The sequence below is a fragment of the Arthrobacter glycogeni genome (assembly GCF_054510815.1).
The window spans coordinates 77,403-99,994 of sequence record NZ_JBTNDV010000010.1 but is presented as its reverse complement, the minus strand read 5'-3'; the positions used below and the strand labels follow the sequence as shown (position 1 = coordinate 99,994).

The following is a 22,592-nucleotide window of genomic DNA, read 5'->3' as shown; positions in this document are numbered from 1 at the left end:
CGGTCCGCACGGTGAACGGCTTGGTCAGGTGGCGGGAAGCGGCTCGGGGCGGGGTTTGCGCCGCAGCAAACCCATCGCGGGCTCGACCAGCCGCGCGGCGACCGGACCGAGCACCGCCGTGAGCAGCACATAGGCGGTGGCGAGCGCCGCCAGCTCGCCGGTCACGGCCCCGGATGCCACCGCCAGCCCGGCAATCACTATCGAAAATTCGCCGCGGGCGATCAGGGCGACGCCTGCCCGTGCCCGACCCAACCGGCCCACCCCGTGACGCCGTGCCGCCCACCAGCCCGTACCGATCTTGGTGGCCGACGTGATGAGGGCGAGGAACAGAGCGATACCGAGCACCGGGGGAATGGTCGCCGGGTCGGTGTTCAGGCCGAACACCACGAAGAAAATTGCGGCGAAGAGGTCCCGCAGCGGTTCGAGGATCCGGGTGGCGGTAGTGGCGGTGGCTCCCGAGATCGCAATTCCGAGCAGGAACGCGCCGACCGCCGCCGACACCTGCATCGCTGCGGCGACGCCCGCCACCAGCAGCGCCGCGCCGAGCACGGTGAGAAGGAAAACCTCCCGGTCCTTGCTGTCCACCACCGCCGAGACCACGTTGCCGAACCGCAGGGCGATGACCAGCACCACGGTGACGACGACGAGCGAGATGCCGACCGCCTGCATTCCCCCGATAAAACTGGCCCCCGCGAGGACCGTGGTCAGGATGGGCAGATAGACGGCCATCGCCAGGTCTTCGAACACCAGCAGCGACAGGACGACAGGGGTTTCCCGGTTACCCAACCGCCCGAGATCGGTCAGGACCTTGGCCACAATTCCCGACGACGAAATGTACGTCACGCCGCCCATCACCATGGCCCCGACCGGCCCCCACCCCAAAAGGAGGGCGACAACGGCACCGGGCGTGAAGTTCAGAACAATGTCCAGGACGCCAGCAAGCCAGGACTGTCGGAGACCGGTCACCAGCTCCTTGGCCGTGTATTCTAGGCCCAGCATGAGCAGCAGCAGGATCACACCGATCTCGCTGGCGATCTCGCTGAATTCGTCCAGCCCATCCAGCTCGATCAGACCGCCGTTCCCGAAAAAGAGACCGCCCAGAAGGTAGAGGGGAATCGGGGAAAGCCCGACCCGTCCGGCGAGGCGCCCGAGGATGCCGAGACAAAAGAACACGGCCCCCAGTTCGATCAGTGTCAGCGCGCTGCCGGACTCCAAACCGACCCTCAGCCGCCGCTGAGGATTTCTGCGGCTGCGTCCAGCCCATCGGCTGTTCCGACGGCGACCAGAAGGTCACCGGCCAGCAGGGTGAAATCCGGCGCGGGTGACGGCTCCACCTTGCCTTCTCGCAGGGCAGCCACCACCGACGCGCCGGTGCGGGTCCGCATCCTGGTATCACCAAGCCGGTAGCCGTCGAAGGGCGAGCCGCCGGTAATCAGGAACTGGCGGGTGTTCACCCCGGGAAGGTCACGGTGTTCTTCGGTCAGCTGTGCCACCAGCTGGTGGGCGCCGAGCAGGTTGCCGAGCGTCGCTGCCTCGTCGGCGGTCAGCGGAATCGACACCAGGCAGGCGTCGGGGTCGTCCTGGCGTGAAATAATCAGCGCCGTCTCACCATCACGCTGCGTGATGGTGCCAATGCGCCTCCCCGAGGACGTGACAATATCTTTGCGCATGCCGATGCCTGGCAGCGGCGTCTTATCGACCTTCATAGCGTTAACTCTAGACCTGTCCTGGGCGGAGGTGCTCCGGGTGTCGGCGGCGCCGCCCGGGTTTGGTGCCGCCGGATCGGGAGGGTGCTAGTGCCACGGTTGCAGGGAACTGCAGAGGTCCGGGTCGCTGGTCTCTTCCTCAAGGATCAGGGTCGCCGCCAGCTCGGCAATCCCCGACGACGTCTGGAAGCCGTAGCCGCCCTGGCCCGCCAACCAGAAAAAGCCTTCAGCCTCCGGGTCAAATCCGATCACCGGTAGGCCCACCTTCGTCGAGGTGCGCAGCCCGGTCCAGGCGCGATCGATTGACGTGATCCCCAGCGTGGTGGCGTCGTTCAGTCGGCGCAGCAGTGCCGCCAGATCGGCCGGGTGAGGCTGGGCATCCTCGGGTATGCTCGGCACGGACTCGCACGGCGAGACCAGTGCCCCCGCCCCCTCACGCCGGAAGTAGAAACTGTCGTCGGCGGCGGCGACCATCGGTGTCCCCGGCGCCAGTTCGTCGGTCAGGTGTACGACGGCGGCAGTCCGGCGGTAGGGTCGTAGCCCCTGGATCTCCACGCCCGAGATCACTGCGAGCTCGTCGGCCCACGCGCCGGCGGCATTGACGACAACGGCTGCGTGGATGGCGTGCGCGCCGGCACCGACGCTCCACCCGGTCCGCAACCGTTGGGCCGAGTGGACCCGGGCGGCCGTGAGAATGGTGGCGCCGTCGTCGAGCGCCCGCCGTCGATGGTGGGCGATCAGGGCGTCGGAGTCCAGCCCCACCGAGGTGCTGTCAATCCCCGCCGCGGTGAAGGTTTCGGGGCGGAGCTGGGGACACAATGCCAGGGCATCCTCGGCACCGATGGCGGTCATCGCGCCGCTGGAGCGGTCAGTGACATCCTGCTGGGTCCCGACCAACATGAAACTGCGGGGTGTGAGGAGCTGAAGGCCGTGTTCCTCCTCGGTGGCATGGAGCAGGTCGAGGGTGAGGGTGGTGAGCTGCTGCACCGCGGGTGGCCCGTAGCTGGGAATAAGTTGCCGGGCCGACCGGGCTGAGGCGTGATAGGCGAGGTCCTGTTCGGCTTCGACCAGGACCACTGTGCAGGATCCGGCGAGCCGCGACGCGAGGGACAGCCCGGCAATACCGCCACCCACGATAAGAACGTCAGCGTTGAGTGCCATGCCAGCAGCCTACCCGCCAGAAGTGGTAGGCGGGGCGGGAAGGTCAGCCGGCGGCGGCGACGTCCTGGCGGGCACCGATGAAGGCTTGGACACACGCTTCGACGTCGTCGGCACTGTGCGCGGCGGACAGCTGCACCCGGATCCGGGCGGCACCGCGGGGCACCACCGGGAAGCTGAAGGCCGTCACAAACACGCCGCGTTCCAACATGGCGTCGGCGGTTTTGGCTGCCTGCGCCGCGTCGCCGAACATCACGGGAATGATGGCGTGCTCGCCGTCGAGCAGGTCGAAGCCTTCCTCGGTCATGCGGCGACGGAAGAATGCCGAGTTGCCCCCGAGCTTCGCCCTCAGATCGGCGCTGTTCTGGACCAGGTCCAAGGCCGTGAGGGTGGCCGCGACGATCGACGGCGCCAGGGAGTTCGAGAACAGGTACGGCCGGGCGCGCTGGCGCAACAGGGCAACGATCTCGGCGTGCGCTGCGACGTAGCCGCCGGAGGCCCCGCCCAGTGCCTTCCCGAAGGTACCTGTGTAGATGTCGACCCGGCCTGACACCCCGGCGTGCTCGGGCGTTCCGGCGCCGGTCTCCCCCATGAATCCGACCGCATGCGAGTCATCCACCATGACCATCGCGCCGTACTGGTCGGCGAGGTCACAAATGGCTTCCAGCGGGGCGAGGTACCCGTCCATCGAGAACACCCCGTCGGTGACGATCAGGGTGCGGCGCGCTCCCGCGGCCTCCTTGAGCTTCACCTCCAGATCGGTCATGTCGCGGTTGGCGTACCGGTAGCGCTGGGCCTTGGACAAGCGAATACCGTCGATGATCGAGGCGTGGTTCAGCGCATCGGAAATCACCGCGTCGTCCGCGGTCAGCAGGGATTCGAATACCCCGCCGTTCGCGTCGAAGCAGGAGGAGAACAGGATGGTGTCATCGGTACCGAGGAACTTCGACACCCTGGCTTCGAGTTCCAGATGAAGGTCCTGGGTGCCGCAGATAAACCGGACCGACGCCATGCCAAATCCGCGCTCATCGAGCGCCCGCTTGGCGGCGGAGATGATGTCCGGATGATCGGCCAGCCCCAGGTAGTTGTTGGCGCAGAAGTTCAGCACCCGCCGGGGTTCGCCGTCGAGCGTCGCCGCCTGGATGAGGTTGGACTGCGGTGAGGAGATCCGCCGCTCGTTCTTGAACAGGCCGGCGCTGCGGATGCCGTCCAGCTCCTGGGTGAGCTGATCCTGAATACTCGTATACATAGCGTTGCTCCTTAGAATCCGGTCCAGTCGAGGACTACTTTGCCGCTGGCCCCGTGACGTGCTGTGGTGAACCCCTGCTGCCACTGCGACGCGGGCAGCGTATCCGTAACAACACTGGAGATCGCCTGCTGCAGGACGGGGTTGGACTGCAGCATCGCGCTCATGGCGTACCAGGTTTCGAACATCTCGCGCCCGTAGATGCCCTTGAGGGTGAGCATATGGGTGACCACCTTGGCCCAGTCGATGGTGATGTCGGCCGAAGGCAGCCCGAGCATCGCGATCCTACCGCCGTGGTTCATGTTGTCAATCATTTCGGGCAGGGCGGTGGGGTGGCCGGACATCTCCATCCCGACGTCGAACCCTTCCCGCATGCCGAGCTGCCGCTGGGCATCAGCGATCCGGGTGGAGCCCACGTTCACTGCCAGGTCGGCGCCGACGGTCAGGGCCAGATCCAGCCGTGGCTGGAAGACGTCAGTGACCGCAATATAGCGGGCTCCGGCATGGCGGGCGACGGCGGCTGCCATCAGTCCGATCGGGCCGGCGCCGGTAATCAGCACGTCCTCGCCGACGAGGGGGAAGCTCAGGGCGGTGTGGACTGCGTTGCCGAAAGGGTCGAAAACAGCGCCCAATTCGGGGCTGATGCCGGCGGGGTGGACCCAGACGTTGGGTTCAGGGATCACCACGAACTCGGCGAACGCTCCGTCTCGCTGCACTCCGACACTCACGGTCCTGATGCACATCTGACGGCGGCCCGCACGGCAATTCCGGCAGGTGCCGCAGACGATGTGGCCCTCGCCGGAGACCCTGTCCCCCACTTTGACGTCTTGCACGCCCGACCCAAGGTCAACGACTTCGCCGTAGAACTCATGGCCGGGAATGAGCGGGGCGTTGATAATCCCTGCGGCCCACTGATCCCAGGATTCGATATGAAGATCGGTGCCGCAAATCCCGGTGGTCATCACGCGGATCTTGACCTCACCGAGCCCAGGCGTGGGTTCGGGCCGGTCAACCAATTCGAAACCGGGGTGCGGCCCGGACTTGTAGAGCGCCTTCACTGCTGGGGGTTCCTTCCACCCGCACGCGGCGGATCGGCGTGGTACGCCCCGGCGCGTGCAGTTCAGTCATCATGGTGCTGTGACACCTTCGCCAGCGTAGCAGCCGGGCAAGGCCGGGTCGGCCGGGGCTCATTCTGCGTTCTGCAGGGCGAGACACATCACCGACGCGTCGTCCGCCGCCTCGCCGATCTCCTGCTGGGCGATACGCAGCGTCAGCATGAGCTCCTGTGCTCCTTCGGGCGTGCTGACCGCTTCAAGAAATGCCTCGGCCCCCGAAACCAGACCCAGATCGACGGCCCGCCACGCGCCATCAGATGCCAGCACCACGGTGTGCGCCAGCCCTACGTTGACCAGGTGCGCGCGCTGCGCCGCCTCGGGTTCCCGCCGTGCTACCCACACGCCGTGCTCGGTGTTGCGGTCCCGTCGTGCCTGCTGGTGGTCGGCAATCGTCGCGGTGGGCTCGCTGATGGGGGTCCCCACATGTACCCAGCTCCCGTCGTGGCGGCGTGCCACGACATGACAGTCGGCGAGGCTGAGCACCCGTACGCCGTCGTCGTCGGCTGTCACCACCGAAACCGCGGCGCTGGGGAACCGATCTGATCGATCTCCTACCAGCCGCTGCCCCAGGGCATCAACACGGGTCAGGGCGGCGGCCAGCACAGCGCGGGGATCGGCAGGGCCAACGCTCTCCGCCAGCGCCAGGTTGAGGACCTGCGCATACCACGACGGGTTGGAGGCGCCCGGCAGGTCGATCTCCTCAAGGAGTGAGGTGGCGCCGTCGATCATCCAGGCGGCGTTGCCCCGATACCCGCAGGCGTCCTCCATGATGTGGTTGTCGCCCTCGGTCTGGACGCGGGTCAAATGAGTCCATTGCCCCATGTCAGCGGACACCACCCGTGAGCCGGGTCCCGTGATCCGCCAGGACCGAGCGCAGCACCTGCTGGCCCATTGTCCTGAACACCGGGTCATCATCGGAGTTCACGGCCAGCGCTGCCCCGATGCATAGTGCCCAGCCGCGGGCGCGCTGCCAGGTGGCGTCGGCGGTGGTACGCGCAGTATTGATGCGGTTCTGGAAGACCCGGCGACCGTGCCGGTCGAACACCAGCCAGGCCGCGGCAAGGTCGGTGGCGGGGTCGCCGCCAGTGAGGTCGCCGAAGTCGAGGACCGCGCTGAGCTTCCGTCCGGAACCGAGCACCAGGTTTGCCGCGTGGAGGTCCCCGTGCAGCCACAGGGGCGGCCCGTCCCACCCTGACTGGTCCCGGAGTTCCTGCCACAGGGTCCGCAGGGATTCGGCGGTGGGCGGCGGAAGGGCGTCGAGCCGCTGTTGGACGGCCCGGTCGCGGCCGCTGAGCGCTCCGCCGCGTACCGGGTTTCGGGGAGCGTCTGCTGGTGCCGGCTGCTGGAAGGCCAGCACGAAGTCGGCGAGGTCCCCGGCCGCGGGAGCCCGGTCCGCGACGGGGATGTGGGTGGCGGCGGTGCCGTCCGCCCAGGCGTTGATACTCCAGGGCCAGGGGTAGGACGACGACGACGCCCCGATCCGCACCGGTACCGAGGCGACGCGGAGGGCCGGCCCGGGCGATAAAATCCCCGGGCCGGCGGCGGCCAGCAGTTGCGGAAGCCATCGTTGCTCATTGAGGGCCAGGTCGGCAGCGCTCTCGCGGCGGGGCAACCTCACTGCGAGGTGGCTGCCGACACGGAAGATCACGTTGTCCCATCCCTCGGCGACGGGCTCGAGCGGCAGGTCGGCGAGGTCCGGGTGCTGCGCACGCAGCAGACTGCGGACCAGGTCCGCGGTGATGCGCACCTCGGCGGCCGGCCTGTTCGCCACGAGCTGTCCTTTCCAGTGACCTGGGTGCTAGCCTTCGACGCCGAGGCGCTGCAGGATCAGTTCCCGCACCCGGCCAGCATCGGCCTGGCCTCGGGTCGCCTTCATGACGCCGCCCACGATCGCTCCGACCGCCTGCACCTTGCCGCCACGTATCTTGTCCGCGACGTCGGGCTGGGCCGCCAGTGCCGCGTCGATCGCCTCAAGCAGCGGGCCGTCGTCGGACACGACCTCCAGCCCACGGGCCTCAACCACCTCGGTGGCGGTGCCTTCCCCGGCGAGGACGCCGTCGAGCACCTCCCGCGAGAGCTTGTCGTTGATCTTGCCGGACTCGATCAGCGAGTTCAGCTCGACGATCAGTTCGGGGGTAACACCCAGCTCGGACGGCTCGACGTCGGCCACCTTCGCGCGGCGGGAAATCTCGCCCATCCACCATTTCCGGGCGACGGCGGGCTTCACTCCGGCGGCGATGGTGTCCTCGATGGAGGACATCACGCCGGCGTTGACGACGTCGCGGAACTCGGCGTCGGAATAACCCCAGTCCTGCTGCAGCCGCTTACGGCGTTCGGCCGGTGGCTCGGGAAGTTCCGCGCGGAGCCGCTCGATCCATTCTTCGGTGGTGACGATGGGCACCAGATCGGGTTCCGGGAAGTAGCGGTAGTCGTCGGCGTCGGACTTGGGGCGGCCCGACGTCGTCGAGCGGGTGTCCTCATGCCAGTGCCGGGTTTCCTGGACGATGGCCGTCCCGGAATCGAGCACCGCTGCGTGGCGTTGAATCTCGTACCGGACCGCGTGCTCCACGGCGCGCAACGAGTTCACGTTCTTGGTCTCGGTACGGGTGCCGAACCTCTCCTGCCCCTTGGGCTTCAGGGAGACGTTGGCGTCGCAGCGGACGTTTCCGCGCTCCATTTTGGCGTCGGACACGCCCAGGTTCTTCACGATCTCCCGGATCGCCGCCACGTAGGCCTTGGCCAGTTCGGGTGCCCGGGCGCCAGCCCCGACGATCGGCTTGGTGACGATTTCCACCAGCGGAACACCGGACCGGTTGTAGTCCACCAGGGAGAATTCGGCGCCCTGGATCCGGCCGGTGGAGCCACCCATGTGGGTCAACTTGCCGGCGTCTTCTTCCATGTGGGCGCGTTCAATCTCGATGGTGAACACGGTGCCGTCGGCCAACTCAATGTCGATCGACCCGTCGTAGGCGATCGGGTCCTCGAACTGGGAGGTCTGGAAGTTCTTGGGGGTGTCCGGGTAGAAGTAGTTCTTTCGGGCGAAGTAGCACTTCTCGGCGATCTTGCAGCCCAGTGCCAACCCGATCTTGATGGAGGATTCGACGGCCACCCGGTTCACCACCGGGAGCACGCCGGGCAGGCCCAGATCCACAGGGGTCACATTGGTGTTGGGGGTGTCGCCGAAGGCGTTGGGCGCCGAAGAGAACATTTTGGTCTTCGTGTTCAGCTCCACGTGGACCTCGAAGCCCAGCACCGGATCGTACTTGTCGAGGGCTTCCTCGAAGGTCAGGATGTCTTCGGTTGCCATGCTCATGAGTCAGTTCCTCCTGCAGTACGGGTCAGGTCGGGCGCCCGGTCCAGCAGCGGACCGCCCCAGCTGGCTTCGAGCAGCGATTCGAGCACCGCCCCCACCCGGTACAGCCGGGCATCCTCGCGGGCCGGAGCCAGCAGTTGGATGCCGACTGGCAGCCCGTCCTCGTCGGCGAGGCCGCCGGGCAGGGACAGCCCCGGTACGCCCGCCATGTTGGCGGGGATGGTGGCGACGTCGTTCAGGTACATGGCCAGCGGGTCGTCGAGCTTCTCCCCCAGCTTGAACGCCGTCGTCGGCGCCGTCGGGGAGATCAGGACGTCGGCCTGCGTGAACGCAGCCTCGAAGTCGCGCTGGATCAGGGTGCGGACCTTCTGTGCCGACCCGTAGTAGGCGTCGTAGTAGCCAGCGCTCAACGCGTAGGTGCCGAGGATGATCCGGCGTTTGACCTCGTCACCGAACCCTGCGGCGCGGGTGGCGCCCATGACGCGTTCGATGGTGGGTGCGCCGTCGGGCACTACCCGCAGGCCAAACCGGACGCCGTCGTACTTGGCGAGGTTCGACGACGCCTCAGAAGGCATGATCAGGTAGTAGGCGCCCAACGCGTAGTCGAAATTGGGGCAGGAGACCTCAACGATTTCGGCGCCCGCACCGCGAAGCAGGTCCAGCGACTCCTGGAAGCGGGTCAGGACACCGGTCTGGTAGCCCTCGCCTTGCAGTTCCTTGATGACGCCAATCCGCATGCCCTCGACGTTGCCCAGTCGGGCGGCCTCGACGAGTGCGCCGAGCGGGTCGGTCAGGGAGGTGGAATCGTTGGGATCGTGGCCGCCGATGACCTCGTGCAGCAACGCCGAGTCCAGGACGGTCCGCGACACGGGGCCAATCTGGTCCAGCGAGGACGCCATCGCGATCGCGCCGTACCGGGAGACTCCACCGTAGGTGGGCTTCACACCCACGGTTCCGGTCACAGCACCGGGCTGGCGGATGGAACCGCCGGTGTCGGTGCCCAGAGCGAGGGGCGCTTCGAAGGCGGCGACGGCGGCAGCAGAGCCACCGCCCGATCCGCCCGGGATGCGGTCCAGATCCCAGGGGTTACGGGTGGGTCCGTACGCGGAGTGCTCGGTGGAGGAGCCCATGGCGAACTCGTCCAGGTTGGTCTTGCCGAGGATGGGCATCCCCGCGGCGCGGAGCTTGCGGATCACGGTGGCGTCGTAGGGGCTGTGCCAGCCCTCAAGAATCTTTGAACCGGCAGTGGTGGGCTGGCCCTTGGTGACGATGAGGTCCTTGACGGCAATCGGGACACCAGCTAGCGGGTGGAGGTCCTCCGAGTTGGCGCGGGCCTTGTCAACGCCGGCGGCGACAGCGAGAGCCTCGTCGGTGTTGACGTGCAGGAAAGCGTGAACGCCGTCGTCGCCACCATCAACCAGAGCGATGCGGTCGAGGTGGGCCTGGGTCGCTTCGACCGCCGAGATTTCCCTGGCGGCGAGTTTCTGCGCGAGTGCTGCCGCGCTGAGCCGAATGAGTTCAGTCATGGGTTATTCCCCGTCCAGGATTGCAGGGACCTTGAAGCGTCCGTCGGCGTTATCGGGTGCGCCGGAAAGGGCTTCCTCATTGGTGAGGGTCTCCCCGATCACGTCCTCGCGGTACACATTGCTCAGCGGGATAGGGTGGCTGGTGGCCGGGATATCCTCGCCTGCCACCTCACTGACCCGCTTGATGGAGTCGACGATGACGGCCAGCTCGCCAGCCATCCGGTCCAGCTCGTCGGCGCTCATATCGATGTGGGCCAGCCGCGCCAGATGCGCAACGTCCTCACGGTTGATCTCAGCCATAAATCTCCCATGGTCAATGAAGTGGTGTTTGGTTCCAGTCTACGTGCGGTGCACGCCCCGACCGATTCGGCCATGACGTGGAGGACAGGCCTGTCCAAGACCTCAGGTGACGGCTGTGACGGTGTGGTCCGGGGCCCTGTGCTCTGTTCCGGGTAGGGGTGGTGCGGTTGAGTTGTAGGTGTGGCCGGTGGGGGTGGTGATGCGGAAGGTGTGCCGAGAACCTGTGCCTGTGCCTGAGTCGGGTTCGAGGCGTGGTTGTGCTGTCCAGCCGGGGGTTTCTTTGGTGTGGTTGCATGCCTCGCAGAGCCCCGCCGAATTCGGAATGGAGGTGGGTCCGCCGCGGTGCCAGGGGATGATGTGGTCGTAGTGGCGGATCGGCGCGTCACAATACGGGGTGCGACAGGTATCGTCCCGGGCGCTAATGAACCGGCGTTGCGCCCGGGTGAAAAGCCGGGCTTTCGAATCCATGCCGACCAGCTCCCCGGTACCCGGTGCGGTGTAGAGGCGGCGCACCCACACGTCGAAGGCGGGACGCCCCGTCTCAAAGGCTTCAGCAGGTTCAGCGGGCTGGGTGGGTTCGGGGTTCAGGAGGTCCCGTGCCCAGGAGGAGGGGACGATGCCGTAACCGGGGATCCTGGCGGGTTCGCTGTCGCCTTGGAGCAGGGTCCGGTCGGTGATGATGACCTGCAGTTCGACCCGGGACACACCACCGGGGGTCCCGGTGATCCGTTCGACCAGGGTGTCGGCCATCAACTGCCCCCGGGACCGGGTGTCCCCGCCCGCCCGGGCGGTATCGGCGTGCCGGGTCAACGCCGCGTAGGCCGCGACGGCGTTCTTCACCGGCAACAACGCGGTCAGGTACGCCATGGTGTCCGGTGCCGGCCGGATACTGACGAATCGTTCGCTGGTGGCGTGGGCGGCCCGGTTCACCACCGAGTGTGGATCCCGCCGGTACGCGGCAGCCCGAGCCGCCGCGATGATCGTCTTGTCTCCGCACCCGGTGAACGTCCCCGCATCGGGGTGGAGTTCCTCATCGACCGCGGACCGGTCGGCACTGGTAAGGCACGCGGTTTCCTTCACCAACAGGGTCGCCCGCCACTCATTGAGCTGGCCGGTCTCCAGGGCCGCCAACGTATGCGGCATCTCCGTCACCAGTGCCCGGGCCAACCCGAGCAGCCGGCTGCCGCGGGACGGGGACTCCCGCCGCGCCAACGCGACCAGCGCGCCAACACTGTTACCTTGCTCCGTCGCGGGTACCCCGGCGTCGGCCTGGATTTGACGTTCGGAAACGTCGAAGGCGACAGCGATCCGGGCCTGCACCCCCGCAATAGCGGATTTGAGATCCTCCAAGCCACGGAGCTGATCAATCAACCCCGCGGAGCTCATGGCCGGCCTCAGTGCCTTCAAAGCGTCGAGCACCACCCGGATCCCACCATCAGCCACAGAACCAACCCCCGGAACACGGTAGGACCCCGGAACAGTGCCGGACCCGGCACTAAATGCTCCACGCTGAGCCGTCCCCGGGAGGGGAAATCCCTTCCGGATCAATGCTGGAGCTGCGCTTCCGTCCATACCTCAATTGTCCCAAACCGCCCCGACATTTCGAGGACTGACCGCCCTATGTGGATAAATCTCTCGAACAAACCTTCGACTATAAAGGGGTCTGAACACAACCCAACAACGAGGATCCGCCCCAAGCAAGCCTTGCAGCAAATCCGCATGGGGCTGAAGATGGAGCATGACATGGGGCTGGACGGCCCTAAGAAGAAGGAGGTTGCGGTGGCCCGGGAACTAGTGTGGACCGGTTTCATGACGCTCGACGGCGTGGTGGATTCACCGGGTGGAACAATTGAGGGCCACCCCAGCGGTGGGTGGGTGTTGAATGCCGAGTTCGTTCCCGAATCGTTCTCCCTCAAAAGCGAGGAGTTGGCTGAGACGTCAGCGTTGATGTTCGGCCGCCAGAGTTACGAGGATTTTTCTCCGATCTGGTCTCAATCTGAAGATCACGCGAGCTATCAGGACCTGCCGAAGTTTGTGGTGTCAACGACGCTCGGGGCCGACGCCCTCATTGATGGCTGGGGGCCGATTGAGGTCCTCCGATCGATCGATGATGTTGCAGCGCTCAAACAATGCAACGGGGGCGCCATCTTCATCCACGGCAGTTCGGGGCTGGCCCGAAGCCTCGACGACGCGGGACTCATTGACCGGTACAACCTCCTTGTGTATCCGGTGATTCTTGGTTCCGGCAAGAGGCTCTTCAATCTCACCAACCGGGATTCACAGAAACTCAGCCTCAGGGAATCCGCCGCCTACTCCAACGGAGTAGTCAAGGCCGTGTACGACGTCGTCCGCTAAAGCGCCACGATGGGTCGCACCTGTGCCTGGAGTATGGCAACAGCAGCCAGCATTAGCCCGACGGCGCCTGCCAGCGGGACGGTTCATGACTCATCCTCAAGGAGAATCCCCGGCCATTCCTAACGAATCCGACAGCGGGGCTCCGACGACGTTAATCCGCACCGGCAAGTCCCGGAGTTGGGGTTGGCTTGCAAGCGCATCCGCCAGAGCGACCCCATCATCCACGACATCCACGACATCCACGACATCCACGACATCCACGACGATCTCACCGGACACCGCATCGAAGTAAACACCCTGAATGGTCGGTGACATCTTCGCCCAGGAGGTGTCCTCAATCGCCTTCACTAGGGCCCGCTCCGAGTATTCAGCTCCGTACCTGATCGTCACTAAGGGCCGAAGCGGATCACTGAGGATGGCATCCAGCCCGGACAAGGGCCCCTCCCCCGTCAGCCTCACAACACCACCAAACGCGGGCTCATGCCGCAGGAATGCTCCCGCTAACCGAGGTCCGGCAACCATACTGATCCGTCCCAGCAGCGCCGACAGGTCCTCCTGGTGGCTCAAGCGGTCCACCGCCTCGTCGATTGGCAGCGCGTAATCTTCGGCATATTCGCGAGCACCAACCTTCAAGGCATCAGTGACGACGTCGACCGGCGCACCCAACGATGTCCGTACGCCCAGGAGTCCACGCTGTACATGGCTGGGTCTGGCACCCCGGCTACTTGTTCCTGCCGCGCGCTGCAACACTCCAATGGTCGACGACGACGCCGCGGCTCAGCACCGTGACCTCATCCACAAGGTTCATGGTCAGGCACACATGGTTGGGAATCACCCGCAGGCGCTCCCCCAGGGCTGGCAATGGGCTGTCATCGGGCCAGACGACGGTGGCGTGGTGCTCGGAAAGGGCTGTGATACGAGCCTCGGGATGATCCATGAGACGCCCAAACCCCGTGGTCCAGGCCGGGCGGTCGCTGCCGATCACCTTGCTGCCGGCGTCGAGGACCAGTCGACGTGGCGCGTCGGCGCCGCCCTCGTGGCGACTGACAACGGTTGCCGCGATGGTCAAGGCAATATCGGTGAGAGTGCACCGTTCGAGTTCCAACTGTTGAGCGTCGCCGAAGACGTACACCCCGGGACGGACCTCTGTTGCCGCCGACGTTGCCGATGATGTTGCCGCCACCGGTCCGGTGAGCACCGCCGTCGGGGTGGATCCGCCACTGATCCGGGTGATCTCGAAACCCGCAGTCCTCAGCAGGTCCGTTGCTTCGCTAAGGGCCTGCTGTTCCTGTTCAGCTGCCCGAGCAGGCATCCCTGGCGCATAGCTGTGCCCCGGGAAGGTGAAGACCCCCGTCACCCGCAGCCCAGCACCAGCCGCAGCACGGGCGATCTCCACGGCACCGGCTGGGCTGACGCCGCTGCGGTGATGACCGCTGTCAATCTCCACCAGGATTTCGATCCGGTTGGCGGCATCCGCCAACGTGGTGCCCATCACCCTCGCGGCCTCAACCGAATCCGCACCGACCGAAACGCGGGCCGCGGTGCTGAGGTGAACCAGACGGCTGGCGTGGTGAGAAGTAACCCACAACGGGTAGGCGATGAAAAGATCTGTCGCACCATGCTCCACGAAGACTTCGGCCTCCCCGATGGTCGCCACCGTCAGCCCCACCGCACCCGCAGCGATCTGGAGGGCGGCAATCTGCGGGAGCTTATGGGTCTTCACATGGGGGCGCAGGTCTAATCCCTTCTCCCGCACCGTTGCGGCCATCCGGTCGATATTGCGCACCAGGACCTCCCGGTCGATCATTACCTCCGGCGTCTCAACACCCTCCGGCACAACGCTCATTGTTTTTCTCCTTCCCAACCCCACATCGCTGGTGCCGACGACTTTGACAGCCCCGTCGACCTTCTCATAACCGCGAACCAGGAATACCGCATCCTGCCCTGTGGTTATCGTCCCGGTAACCACACGGAGAAGGAAGAAGGCAACGATGCGCGCTATTCGTCAGCACACCTTTGGGGAACCCTGGGATGTCCTGCAGGTGGATGACATTGCAACTCCCGAGCCCGGCCCCGGCCAGGTTCGTGTCCGCACCCTGCTATCGCCCATCCATAACCACGACCTCTGGACGGTTCGAGGAACGTACGGCTTCAAGCCCGAGCTTCCCGCCCAGGCGGGTAGCGAGGCAGTAGGGGTCATCGACGCACTGGGGGACGACGTCGGAAACCTCACCGTCGGCCAGCGGGTCGCCACCGGGGGCACCTTCGGAGTGTGGGCTGAGTACTTTATCGCCCAGGCCCAGGGGCTGATTCCCGTTGACGATGAAGCTACCGACGACGTCGCCTCACAGCTCGTCGCCATGCCGTTCTCAGCCCTCGCGCTCCTCGACTGGCTCGACCTCACCGAGGGCGACTGGATCATCCAGAATGCCGCGAACGGCGCGGTTGGCCGGTTGCTGGCTCAACTCGCTCCAACCCGTGGCATCAACGTCGTCGGCCTGGTACGTCGTGATGCGGGAGTCGATGAGCTTGCCGCGCAGGGTATCGAGCGGATTGTTTCGACCGAAAACGAGGGCTGGCAGGAGCGGGTGGTCGAGCTCACCGGCGGCGCTACGATCGTCGCCGGCGTGGATTCGGTGGGCGGCGAAGCCAGCAAGGCTGTTCTCTCCCAGCTTGGCGAAAACGCCACCCTCGTGGTGTTCGGGGCAATGGGCGGAAGCACCGTGGCGCTCGACTCCGGGGCTATCATCTTCAAGAACTTGACGGTCAAGGGCTTCTGGGGCAGCACAGTGATGCGCGAACTGCCATCGCAGCGTCGCGGTGAGCTGTTCAGTGAACTTCTGATGAGGGTGCAGGACGGAACCCTGTCCTTCCCGATCGAGGAGCGCTATTCACTCGAGCAGGTGCACGAGGCGTCGAAAGCCAACTTTGTCGCAGGTCGCAAAGGTAAGGTCATGCTGCGCCCGTAAGCGCGACCGCCTGTGCGGTGGTGGGCTTAGAGGGCCAACCGGAACACCCAGAGCAGAATCTCCTCATTGGGCACCCACCAGTCCCGCTCGGGCTGCCGCACAAAACCCAGCGAACGGTAGAGGGCGTGGGCGCGGGTCATGTCAGAGCCGCTGGTCAGGCTGACGGCCGAGATGCCGTCCAGGGACCTGGCATGCTCGATGATGGCCTCCACCATGATCCGGCCCACCCCGCCGCGCTGCAGCAATGGATCGACGGCGAGCATCCTGAACTCCAGCTCACCGGTGACGGCGATGTCGGTGTACCGCTGCCCCTCGAACGTGATGGCCACCGAGGCAACCACCACCCCATCGCGTTCCGCCACCCAGATCTCGGCGTGCTCGGCACGGTGTTCGACGTCGGCCAGCACCCGCATGTAGGGGTGGTCGGAGGCCTCGAAGTATCCCGCCTCCAGGTAGGCGGAGCAGGTGATACGGCGGACGTCGTCGTAGTCCGCTTCCGTCACGGGGCGGATCGTCAGGTCGGCTGGAGCGTGGGGGGTCATCAAGTCCTCATCGGGAAATCGTGCGGGTACGACGTCGGAACGTTGTCTTCCAATTTTGCTTCACGCCCTAGCTCGTCGTCACACTGTCCTGCACACCGTCGTGCACTACTCAAGCACCGACGCGCCTGCACGACGATACCCGGTGCCGTCCGGGCGACGGGCCAAGTGGCCGTAGTCGACCAGTGCGCGACGCAGGGTAAGGACGTCCCGGGTCACCGTCGATAGCACCAGGTTCACCTCGCGTTCCGTCAGCTCCCGGTCGGCCGGGATCAACCGCTCAGTCAGGTGCTCGAGAACCGCCCGCCTTTCGGCAGGATTGCGGGGCAGCCCGTCGAGGTGCCCGTCGGCAAAGAAGCGGTCCACTCCCTGGGGCCTATCCCGCGATGCAGCGCCGAGGACCTCCCGGAACAGGTCCGCGTTGACTGTGCCATCGGCGCCGAGCAGCCCGGCGTCCGCCAGTTTGTCGAGTTCCCTGGCGGTTGCGACGGTCTCGACTCCCAGCACCGCTGCGGCATAGAGTTCGCGCAACCGGGGTGCGGACAGGGTTGAAAAGACCTTCTGCCAGCTCGCTGTCATTCAGCGGCCCCCATGATCCCAGTGGGCAACCCTGCCGCCCGCTGCACAAAGCTGGGTGCCCCTGCAAGGGTCACGGCGGCAAGCCGCTCGGCCTCGTCCGGTCCCCCGGCGAGCGCCGAGGTGAGGTGAGGGCGGAGCACGGTGGCGCCCGCCTCCTCCGCGATCAGCGCACCGGCGGCCCAGTCGTGTTCGTTGAGGCCACGTTCGGCGTACCCGTCGAGGGTGCCGTCGGCGACCATACACAGGTCAAGCGCCGCCGAGCCGAGCCGCCGGACGTCACCGAAGCCGTCCAGCAGCCCACCCAACTCCCCTAGCTGCTGGGTCCGGACAACGGCGTCGTAACTGAAACCGGTACCCAGCAACGCACCCTTCCGCCCGACGTCGGGGCCGTCGAGGCGGGTTACCCGGCCGTGGTCCCGCAGCCAGGCGCCCTGCCCCTTGGCCGCCCAGTACACCCGGTCCAGCGCGGGCGCGTGCACCACCCCGGCAAGCCACTGGCCGCCGGCGTCCATCGCCGCCACCGAGGTGCAGTAGTAGACAATGTTGCGGATGAAGTTGGTGGTGCCGTCCAGCGGGTCGATCGACCAGCGCACCCGCCCGGCGCCCGAGGCTCGGTCAGGCACAGTGGTGCCCAGCTCCTCGCCGGTGATCACATCGTGGGGCCGGGAGCGGGAAATCACATTCCGTACCGCCCGTTCGGCGGCCAGGTCGAACGCCGTCACCCAGTCGCTGTCCGAACTCTTGTTCTGCGCCTCGAGGGATTCGACGCTGCGCCGCGCCAACACATCCGCTCCCGCGGAGGCCGCCTGCTTCGCCAGGTGCAGCAGTTCCAGCGCGGACCCGTTCACTCCGGGCCCTCTTCGAGTAGCCGGGTGAACCCGTCCTCGTCCAACACCGTCAACCCCAGAGCCTCAGCCTTGTCCAGTTTGGTGCCGGCGTTCTCCCCGGCCACCACAAAGTGGGTGTTCTTCGACACCGACCCCGATGCTTTACCGCCCCGTCGGATGATCGCCTCCTTCGCCTCATCCCGGCTGTAGTGTTCCAGCGAGCCGGTGACGACGACGGTCACCCCCTCCAGCGTGCGCGGCATGGAGGTGTCGACGTCGTCCTCCATCCTGACGCCGGCCGCCGCCCAGGCGTCGACGATCTCCCGGTGCCAGTCCTCGGCGAACCATTCGGTGAGTGCGGCGGCGATGGTGGGGCCGACGCCGTCGACGTGAGCGAGCTCATCCTCGGACGCTGCGCGGATCCGTTCCATTGACCCGAACGCGGTGGCCAAGGCTCGCGAGGCGGTGGGTCCGACATGCCTGACCGAGAGGGCGACCAGCACCCGCCAGAGCGGCTGCAGCTTCGCCTTCTCCAGTTCGGTGAACAGCCGGCGGGTGTTGGCGCTGGGCTCGGACGGCTTCTTGGCGGTGCCCTTGGTGTAGAAGTAGGGCACCAGTTCCTTGCCCATCACCTCACCCTTGACCCGCTTGTCGCGGAGGATCCGCACGTCGGCGAGCGCCTCGGGGGTAAGGTCAAACAGCTGTGCTTCGGACGTCAGCGGCGGGTCGACTGGTTCGGCGGGCTGGGTCAGGGCAATTGCCGCCTCCCAGCCCAGGGCCTCGATGTCGAACCCGCCTCGGCCGGCCAGGTGGAAGACCCGTTCCCGCAGCTGCGAGGGGCAGGACCGGGCATTGGGGCAGCGAATGTCGACGTCGCCATCCTTCGCCGGCGCGAGGGGCGTGCCGCAGGAGGGGCATTCGGTGGGCATAACGAATTCGCGTTCGGTGCCGTCACGCAGTGCGACGACGGGGCCCACAATTTCCGGGATCACGTCACCGGCCTTGCGGAGCACCACCATGTCGCCGATCAGGACACCCTTGGCCTTCACCACATCCTGGTTGTGTAGGGTGGCCATCTCGACGGTGGACCCGGCCACCTTGACCGGCTCCATGAGCCCAAACGGTGTGACCCGGCCGGTGCGGCCCACGTTCACGCGGATATCCAGCAGCCGGGTGTTGACCTCTTCCGGCGGATATTTGAAGGCCACCGACCAGCGGGGCACCCGGGAAGTGTGGCCCAGTGCCCGCTGCAGGCCGAAGTCGTCCACTTTCACGACTATGCCGTCGATCTCGTGGAACAGGTCATGCCGGTGTTTGCCGTAGTGCTCGATGAAGTCCACCACCGCCGCGGCGTCGTCGAGCACCTTATAGTACGGGGAGGTAGGAAGGCCCCATTCCTTGAGGAGACCGTAGGTTTCCGATTGGGACTGGGCTGTGAGGCCCTCGCGGACGCCGATCCCGTGCACGTACATGTCCAGCGGCCGCTCGGCCGTGAGCGCAGGGTCCTTCTGGCGCAGGGATCCAGCTGCCCCGTTGCGGGGGTTGGCGAACGGCGCCTTCCCGGCGGCGACCATCCGTTCGTTGAGCTGGGCAAAGGCAGCAGACGGGAAGAACACTTCGCCGCGCACCTCCATTTCGGCGGGATGGCCCGTCCCGGCGAGGGTCCTGGGGATCGACTTGATGGTGAGGACGTTGTGGGTGATGTCCTCACCGGTGGCGCCGTCGCCGCGGGTCGCCGCCCGCACCAGTTCACCGTTCCGGTACAGCAGGTTGACGGCCAGCCCGTCGATCTTCAGCTCGGTCAACCACTTGATGGTGCTGCCCGGGCTGACGGACTCGACGCTCGCGGCGGCCCGGCTCACCCAGACGTCCAACTCGTCCAGGGAGAAGACGTCCTCCAGGCTGTACATGCGCTGTAGGTGGTCGACGGCGGCGAACGCCGAGGAGGCGTCGCCGCCAACCTCCTGGGTGGGTGAATCGTTGGCGATCAGCTCCGGGTGCAGTGCCTCGATCTTCTCCAACCGCCGGAACAGCTCATCAAACTGCGCGTCGGAGATCGTTGGCGCGTTCTCGTTGTAGTAGGCAAACCGATGCCGGCGCACCTCCTCCGCCAGGGAATCGTATTCCTCCCGCAGGGAATCGACCGGCGTCTGGTCCGGAGTGAGTTCGATACCCGATTTGTCAGTTGTTCTGGCCACAGTCCTATCTTGCCTCAGTCCCCGACCCGATGCGCGCTAGGCGGCCAGGAGCCGACCCGAAGGTCCTTCAGCGTGTTCTGAATCAGCTCGACGTCGGTGACCTCGGATTCGGGGACCACCGTCCAGTACACGCCGGCGTCGGCCTTGTTGAGGCGCAATGATTCGGCGGTGTCGGCGTTGTGGCCGGCGTAGAAGAGACGGAACAGGCGGGCGTCGCCGTCGTAGGCCACAGCAGTAATCCTGAACGGATGGCCGTTCCAGCGGCAGGTCGAGTTCAGTTCGAATAGCTTGTCGAGTTCCGCGACCGGAACTTCCTTCGCCCAGCAGCCGCGGTCAGTCTGGGTGAATCCTTCCATCTCCGCGGGTGGCTGGCTGGTTGCCGCGAGGATCACGGCGGTGTTGTCCTTGACCAGATCGGCGCTGAACCGGAACCCGTCCCAGACCGCCACCCAGCCGATGATAACGTCCGGCACGGTGGGGGCGGGGCTGGCTAGCCCGGATCCCTCGACCACAGCCCACCCTTTGGCCACATCCCGGTACACAGTGATCAGTTGCTCCCGTCCCCTCGCGGCCCGCCCGCCAGAGCTCGGCGGCGGGAGGAATCCTCACCTCGTCGAGGAAGTACTGAGGCACCACCCCGCCGTCATACAGCGCGGAGCCGTTACCCGTAACCGGAGGACGGTCGACAACGTCGGGCGCCATCGGGGTATGTACGTACACAGCTGGCGGCTCGGCGAAGCGGAGGACATCGAAATGGGTGGCGTTGGAATCCCAGGGTGATCCGGGGAAGCCACCCCGTGCGCCAGGCTGAGGGCCTTCTGAAAGATCACCGTAAATCTTTTGGTTGTGGGGTGTCCGGGTTTAGGACCCAGATCTAACTCGGGACCAGCTGTTGCCAAGACCCTAGGCCTTGGGCAGCGGCACGTCAGTCATTTCGGTGCGGAAGTTGGACATCTCCGCCCACGGAAGGTCGCCAATAACGCCCGCGCGCCCCGACTCAAGCACTTCCAGCTGAGGAGCGCACCCGGACTTCAGCAGTTCAATCATGGCTGGAGAATATCCCCCGTGGACGGCGACAATGCCGTCTTCAGAATATGCAATAACCTCGAACTCGAGTCCCTTCCAGATCCCGGTGGAGCGGAGGCTCACGAACCGCTCCACCTCGTCCATCGGAATATATCGGCGAAAACTCGACCGCTCCGACCCTTCATGGAAAGTGCCGGGAATCGGTATCCATTCCCAAGGCAAGTCACCCTTGACCCGGTCCTCGATCCACATGTCGGTACCGATTGAGTAGCCGCTGTAATAACTGCCCTGCCATTTGATGTAGACACCCGAAATGAGGGTGCCATCAGGGCAGGCTATGTACCACTCGAGCCCAGGAAGGTCCGGGGGGATGTTTTCGGGGTCCAAAGGGGGCACCAACCGCAATCTCGTCACTTCAAGCCTCAGGCAGGGGCAGGTCGACCATCTCGGTGCCGAGGTTGGATATCTCGGACCAGGGCAGAAACCCGGTAACGCCGGCACGACCCGCTTCAGATACTTTAAGCTGGGGAGCGGCCCCGGTCTCGATTAACTGGATCATCTCCGGGGAGTACCCGCCCCTGACGGCCACCGTCCCATTGTCGATGTACTGTTCGATGCCGATCTGCTGTCCTCGCCAGGTCCCTGAGGCGTGGATCCGGACGTACCGCTCCACTTCGCTTCTCGGGACCTTTCGCCGAAAGGTCCTTCTCCCGGATGTTTCGTTGTAGGAGCCTGGAATCGCGATTCACTCTGCTGACAAAGCACCCTTGACGCGGTGACGAATCCACAGATCGGTTCCGATCGAGTAACCCTCGTAGAAGTGCCCGTTCCATTGGATGTAGTGACCCGAGACGAGGGTCCCGTCCGGGCAGGCCGTTCACGCACCCGCGGATCCGGTCGAGTGGTTGCGGGGTCGAGCGGAGGCACCAGCCGCACATCAATCCCCATCTCATTCATCGCTGGGTTCTCGGTGTCTCCCGGTCGGATGGGTAGCACGCAGAACTCGTTACCCGAAGGATCCGCGTAAATCCGCCACGGCAAATCCCCCCAGGCCGGGTGGAGCTCGTGACCACCGCGCTCGGTGATAGCCGCGGCGACGTCGTCGGGATCATCTCCAGCCTCAAGCCGGATATCGAGATGGAGTTGGTTCTTCGTGGCGCCCTTGGGTGCCGGCTCGGGGCAAAACTCCAGCAGGGGACCCCGCCGCGAGGGGTGGCGCAAAATCCCTGGCGCTCGAGCCTGTTGCGGCCATTCCGTAAGCCACGACCAGAACTGCGCGTCCCGGTCCGGGTCAGCGGAATCGATGAGGAGTGCAGCGATCGGTCCAGTACCGAGATACGCTGCCCGATCGTTCACCACGCAGAACGCGTTACCTTCCGGATCGGCGAGCACCGTCCATGGAACGCCGATCTGACCGATATCGAGATGTCGGGCGCCGAGTCCTAGCAGCCGCTCGACGACGTCTATCTGGCGCTCCGCGCCCAGTAGATCAAAGTGAATCCGGGGCTCCGCCGCTGGCAGCTCGGTCGCTCGCTGGAAGCACAGGTTGAGCGCGGGTCCGCCGTCAAGGGAGAGCCGGGTCTCGAAGATCCCGGCCTCATCGGTAAGGCGGTCGCCGTCGAGCGCTGCCTCCCAGAACCTGCCCAGCCGCTGCGGCTCGGCCGCGTCAATCACGATGTTCTCCAGATACATGTCCCACACCCTATCGTCCGCCCCCTTCCACAACAGATCGAGT

Annotated in this window: 23 protein-coding genes; 2 read left to right on the top strand and 21 right to left on the bottom strand. The window is 65.8% G+C overall.

Annotation, left to right across the window (positions count from 1 at the left end):
- Window positions 1–24: 24 nt before the first annotated feature.
- From ACX80G_RS11930 to ACX80G_RS11880, 11 genes are all read right to left on the bottom strand, one after another.
- Window positions 25–1,215, bottom strand: a complete 1,191-nt coding sequence (locus ACX80G_RS11930) for a cation:proton antiporter (protein WP_459307858.1) — start codon at window positions 1,213–1,215, stop codon at window positions 25–27.
- An 8-nt stretch (window positions 1,216–1,223) separates the two neighbouring features.
- Window positions 1,224–1,706 carry a cation:proton antiporter regulatory subunit gene (locus tag ACX80G_RS11925; protein WP_459307857.1) on the bottom strand — a complete coding sequence of 161 codons (483 nt, stop codon included), beginning with the start codon at window positions 1,704–1,706 and terminating at the stop codon, window positions 1,224–1,226.
- 87 nt (window positions 1,707–1,793) lie between these two features.
- Window positions 1,794–2,867 carry an NAD(P)/FAD-dependent oxidoreductase gene (locus ACX80G_RS11920; RefSeq protein WP_459307856.1) on the bottom strand — a complete coding sequence of 358 codons (1,074 nt, stop codon included), beginning with the start codon at window positions 2,865–2,867 and terminating at the stop codon, window positions 1,794–1,796.
- Between the two features lie 43 nt (window positions 2,868–2,910).
- Window positions 2,911–4,113, bottom strand: coding sequence for a glycine C-acetyltransferase (gene kbl, locus ACX80G_RS11915; RefSeq protein ID WP_459307855.1), 1,203 nt, complete (start codon window positions 4,111–4,113; stop codon window positions 2,911–2,913).
- A gap of 11 nt (window positions 4,114–4,124) precedes the next feature.
- On the bottom strand, window positions 4,125–5,168 hold the full coding sequence (gene tdh, locus ACX80G_RS11910) for an L-threonine 3-dehydrogenase, zinc-binding type (RefSeq protein WP_459307854.1): 1,044 nt from the start codon (window positions 5,166–5,168) through the stop codon (window positions 4,125–4,127).
- 129 nt (window positions 5,169–5,297) lie between these two features.
- The gene (locus tag ACX80G_RS11905) at window positions 5,298–6,029 is read right to left on the bottom strand and encodes a hypothetical protein (protein ID WP_459307853.1); all 732 of its coding nucleotides are present in this window, start codon (window positions 6,027–6,029) and stop codon (window positions 5,298–5,300) included.
- Between the two features lie 19 nt (window positions 6,030–6,048).
- On the bottom strand, window positions 6,049–6,996 hold the full coding sequence (locus ACX80G_RS11900; protein WP_459307852.1) for an aminoglycoside phosphotransferase family protein: 948 nt from the start codon (window positions 6,994–6,996) through the stop codon (window positions 6,049–6,051).
- A gap of 27 nt (window positions 6,997–7,023) precedes the next feature.
- Window positions 7,024–8,532 carry an Asp-tRNA(Asn)/Glu-tRNA(Gln) amidotransferase subunit GatB gene (gatB, locus tag ACX80G_RS11895; protein WP_459307914.1) on the bottom strand — a complete coding sequence of 503 codons (1,509 nt, stop codon included), beginning with the start codon at window positions 8,530–8,532 and terminating at the stop codon, window positions 7,024–7,026.
- Between the two features lie 2 nt (window positions 8,533–8,534).
- On the bottom strand, window positions 8,535–10,064 hold the full coding sequence (gene gatA, locus ACX80G_RS11890; RefSeq protein ID WP_459307851.1) for an Asp-tRNA(Asn)/Glu-tRNA(Gln) amidotransferase subunit GatA: 1,530 nt from the start codon (window positions 10,062–10,064) through the stop codon (window positions 8,535–8,537).
- 3 nt (window positions 10,065–10,067) lie between these two features.
- The gene (gene gatC / locus ACX80G_RS11885; protein ID WP_459307850.1) at window positions 10,068–10,364 is read right to left on the bottom strand and encodes an Asp-tRNA(Asn)/Glu-tRNA(Gln) amidotransferase subunit GatC; all 297 of its coding nucleotides are present in this window, start codon (window positions 10,362–10,364) and stop codon (window positions 10,068–10,070) included.
- A 102-nt stretch (window positions 10,365–10,466) separates the two neighbouring features.
- A complete protein-coding gene (locus tag ACX80G_RS11880; protein ID WP_459307913.1) occupies window positions 10,467–11,750 on the bottom strand; it encodes an HNH endonuclease in 1,284 nt (427 codons plus the stop codon).
- 333 nt (window positions 11,751–12,083) lie between these two features.
- Here ACX80G_RS11880 and ACX80G_RS11875 point away from each other — a divergent pair, with 333 nt between their 5' ends.
- Window positions 12,084–12,719, top strand: coding sequence for a dihydrofolate reductase family protein (locus ACX80G_RS11875; RefSeq protein WP_459307849.1), 636 nt, complete (start codon window positions 12,084–12,086; stop codon window positions 12,717–12,719).
- Window positions 12,720–12,815: 96 nt separating this feature from the next.
- Here the strand turns inward: ACX80G_RS11875 and ACX80G_RS11870 are convergent, their stop codons facing one another.
- Together ACX80G_RS11870 and ACX80G_RS11865 are read right to left on the bottom strand one after the other, a co-directional pair.
- Window positions 12,816–13,385: a hypothetical protein gene (locus ACX80G_RS11870; RefSeq protein WP_459307848.1), complete on the bottom strand. Its 570-nt coding sequence runs from the start codon at window positions 13,383–13,385 to the stop codon at window positions 12,816–12,818.
- A gap of 55 nt (window positions 13,386–13,440) precedes the next feature.
- A complete protein-coding gene (locus ACX80G_RS11865; RefSeq protein WP_459307847.1) occupies window positions 13,441–14,565 on the bottom strand; it encodes an alanine racemase in 1,125 nt (374 codons plus the stop codon).
- A 145-nt stretch (window positions 14,566–14,710) separates the two neighbouring features.
- On the opposite strand from ACX80G_RS11865, the gene ACX80G_RS11860 reads away from it, so the two are divergent.
- A complete protein-coding gene (locus ACX80G_RS11860) occupies window positions 14,711–15,688 on the top strand; it encodes a zinc-binding dehydrogenase (RefSeq protein ID WP_459307846.1) in 978 nt (325 codons plus the stop codon).
- 26 nt (window positions 15,689–15,714) lie between these two features.
- Here ACX80G_RS11860 and ACX80G_RS11855 read toward each other — a convergent pair whose 3' ends face one another.
- From ACX80G_RS11855 to ACX80G_RS11820, 8 genes are all read right to left on the bottom strand, one after another.
- Window positions 15,715–16,230, bottom strand: coding sequence for a GNAT family N-acetyltransferase (locus ACX80G_RS11855; RefSeq protein ID WP_459307845.1), 516 nt, complete (start codon window positions 16,228–16,230; stop codon window positions 15,715–15,717).
- Window positions 16,231–16,335: 105 nt separating this feature from the next.
- Entirely contained in the window at window positions 16,336–16,806 is a 471-nt protein-coding gene (locus ACX80G_RS11850; protein ID WP_459307844.1) for a DUF2087 domain-containing protein, read from the bottom strand.
- Window positions 16,803–17,654, bottom strand: coding sequence for an inositol monophosphatase family protein (locus ACX80G_RS11845; protein WP_459307843.1), 852 nt, complete (start codon window positions 17,652–17,654; stop codon window positions 16,803–16,805). Before ACX80G_RS11845 ends, ACX80G_RS11850 begins: the two co-directional genes overlap by 4 nt.
- On the bottom strand, window positions 17,651–19,831 hold the full coding sequence (gene ligA, locus ACX80G_RS11840) for an NAD-dependent DNA ligase LigA (RefSeq protein ID WP_459307842.1): 2,181 nt from the start codon (window positions 19,829–19,831) through the stop codon (window positions 17,651–17,653). The genes ACX80G_RS11845 and ligA overlap by 4 nt, the downstream gene beginning before the upstream one ends.
- Before the next feature lie 14 nt (window positions 19,832–19,845).
- Entirely contained in the window at window positions 19,846–20,343 is a 498-nt protein-coding gene (locus ACX80G_RS11835; RefSeq protein ID WP_459307841.1) for a UCP033725 family protein, read from the bottom strand.
- Between the two features lie 391 nt (window positions 20,344–20,734).
- On the bottom strand, window positions 20,735–21,253 hold the full coding sequence (locus ACX80G_RS11830; RefSeq protein ID WP_459307840.1) for a hypothetical protein: 519 nt from the start codon (window positions 21,251–21,253) through the stop codon (window positions 20,735–20,737).
- Window positions 21,254–21,272: 19 nt separating this feature from the next.
- Window positions 21,273–21,530, bottom strand: a complete 258-nt coding sequence (locus ACX80G_RS11825) for a hypothetical protein (protein WP_459307919.1) — start codon at window positions 21,528–21,530, stop codon at window positions 21,273–21,275.
- Window positions 21,413–22,549, bottom strand: a complete 1,137-nt coding sequence (locus ACX80G_RS11820; protein ID WP_459307839.1) for a VOC family protein — start codon at window positions 22,547–22,549, stop codon at window positions 21,413–21,415. Before ACX80G_RS11820 ends, ACX80G_RS11825 begins: the two co-directional genes overlap by 118 nt.
- Window positions 22,550–22,592: the final 43 nt, after the last annotated feature.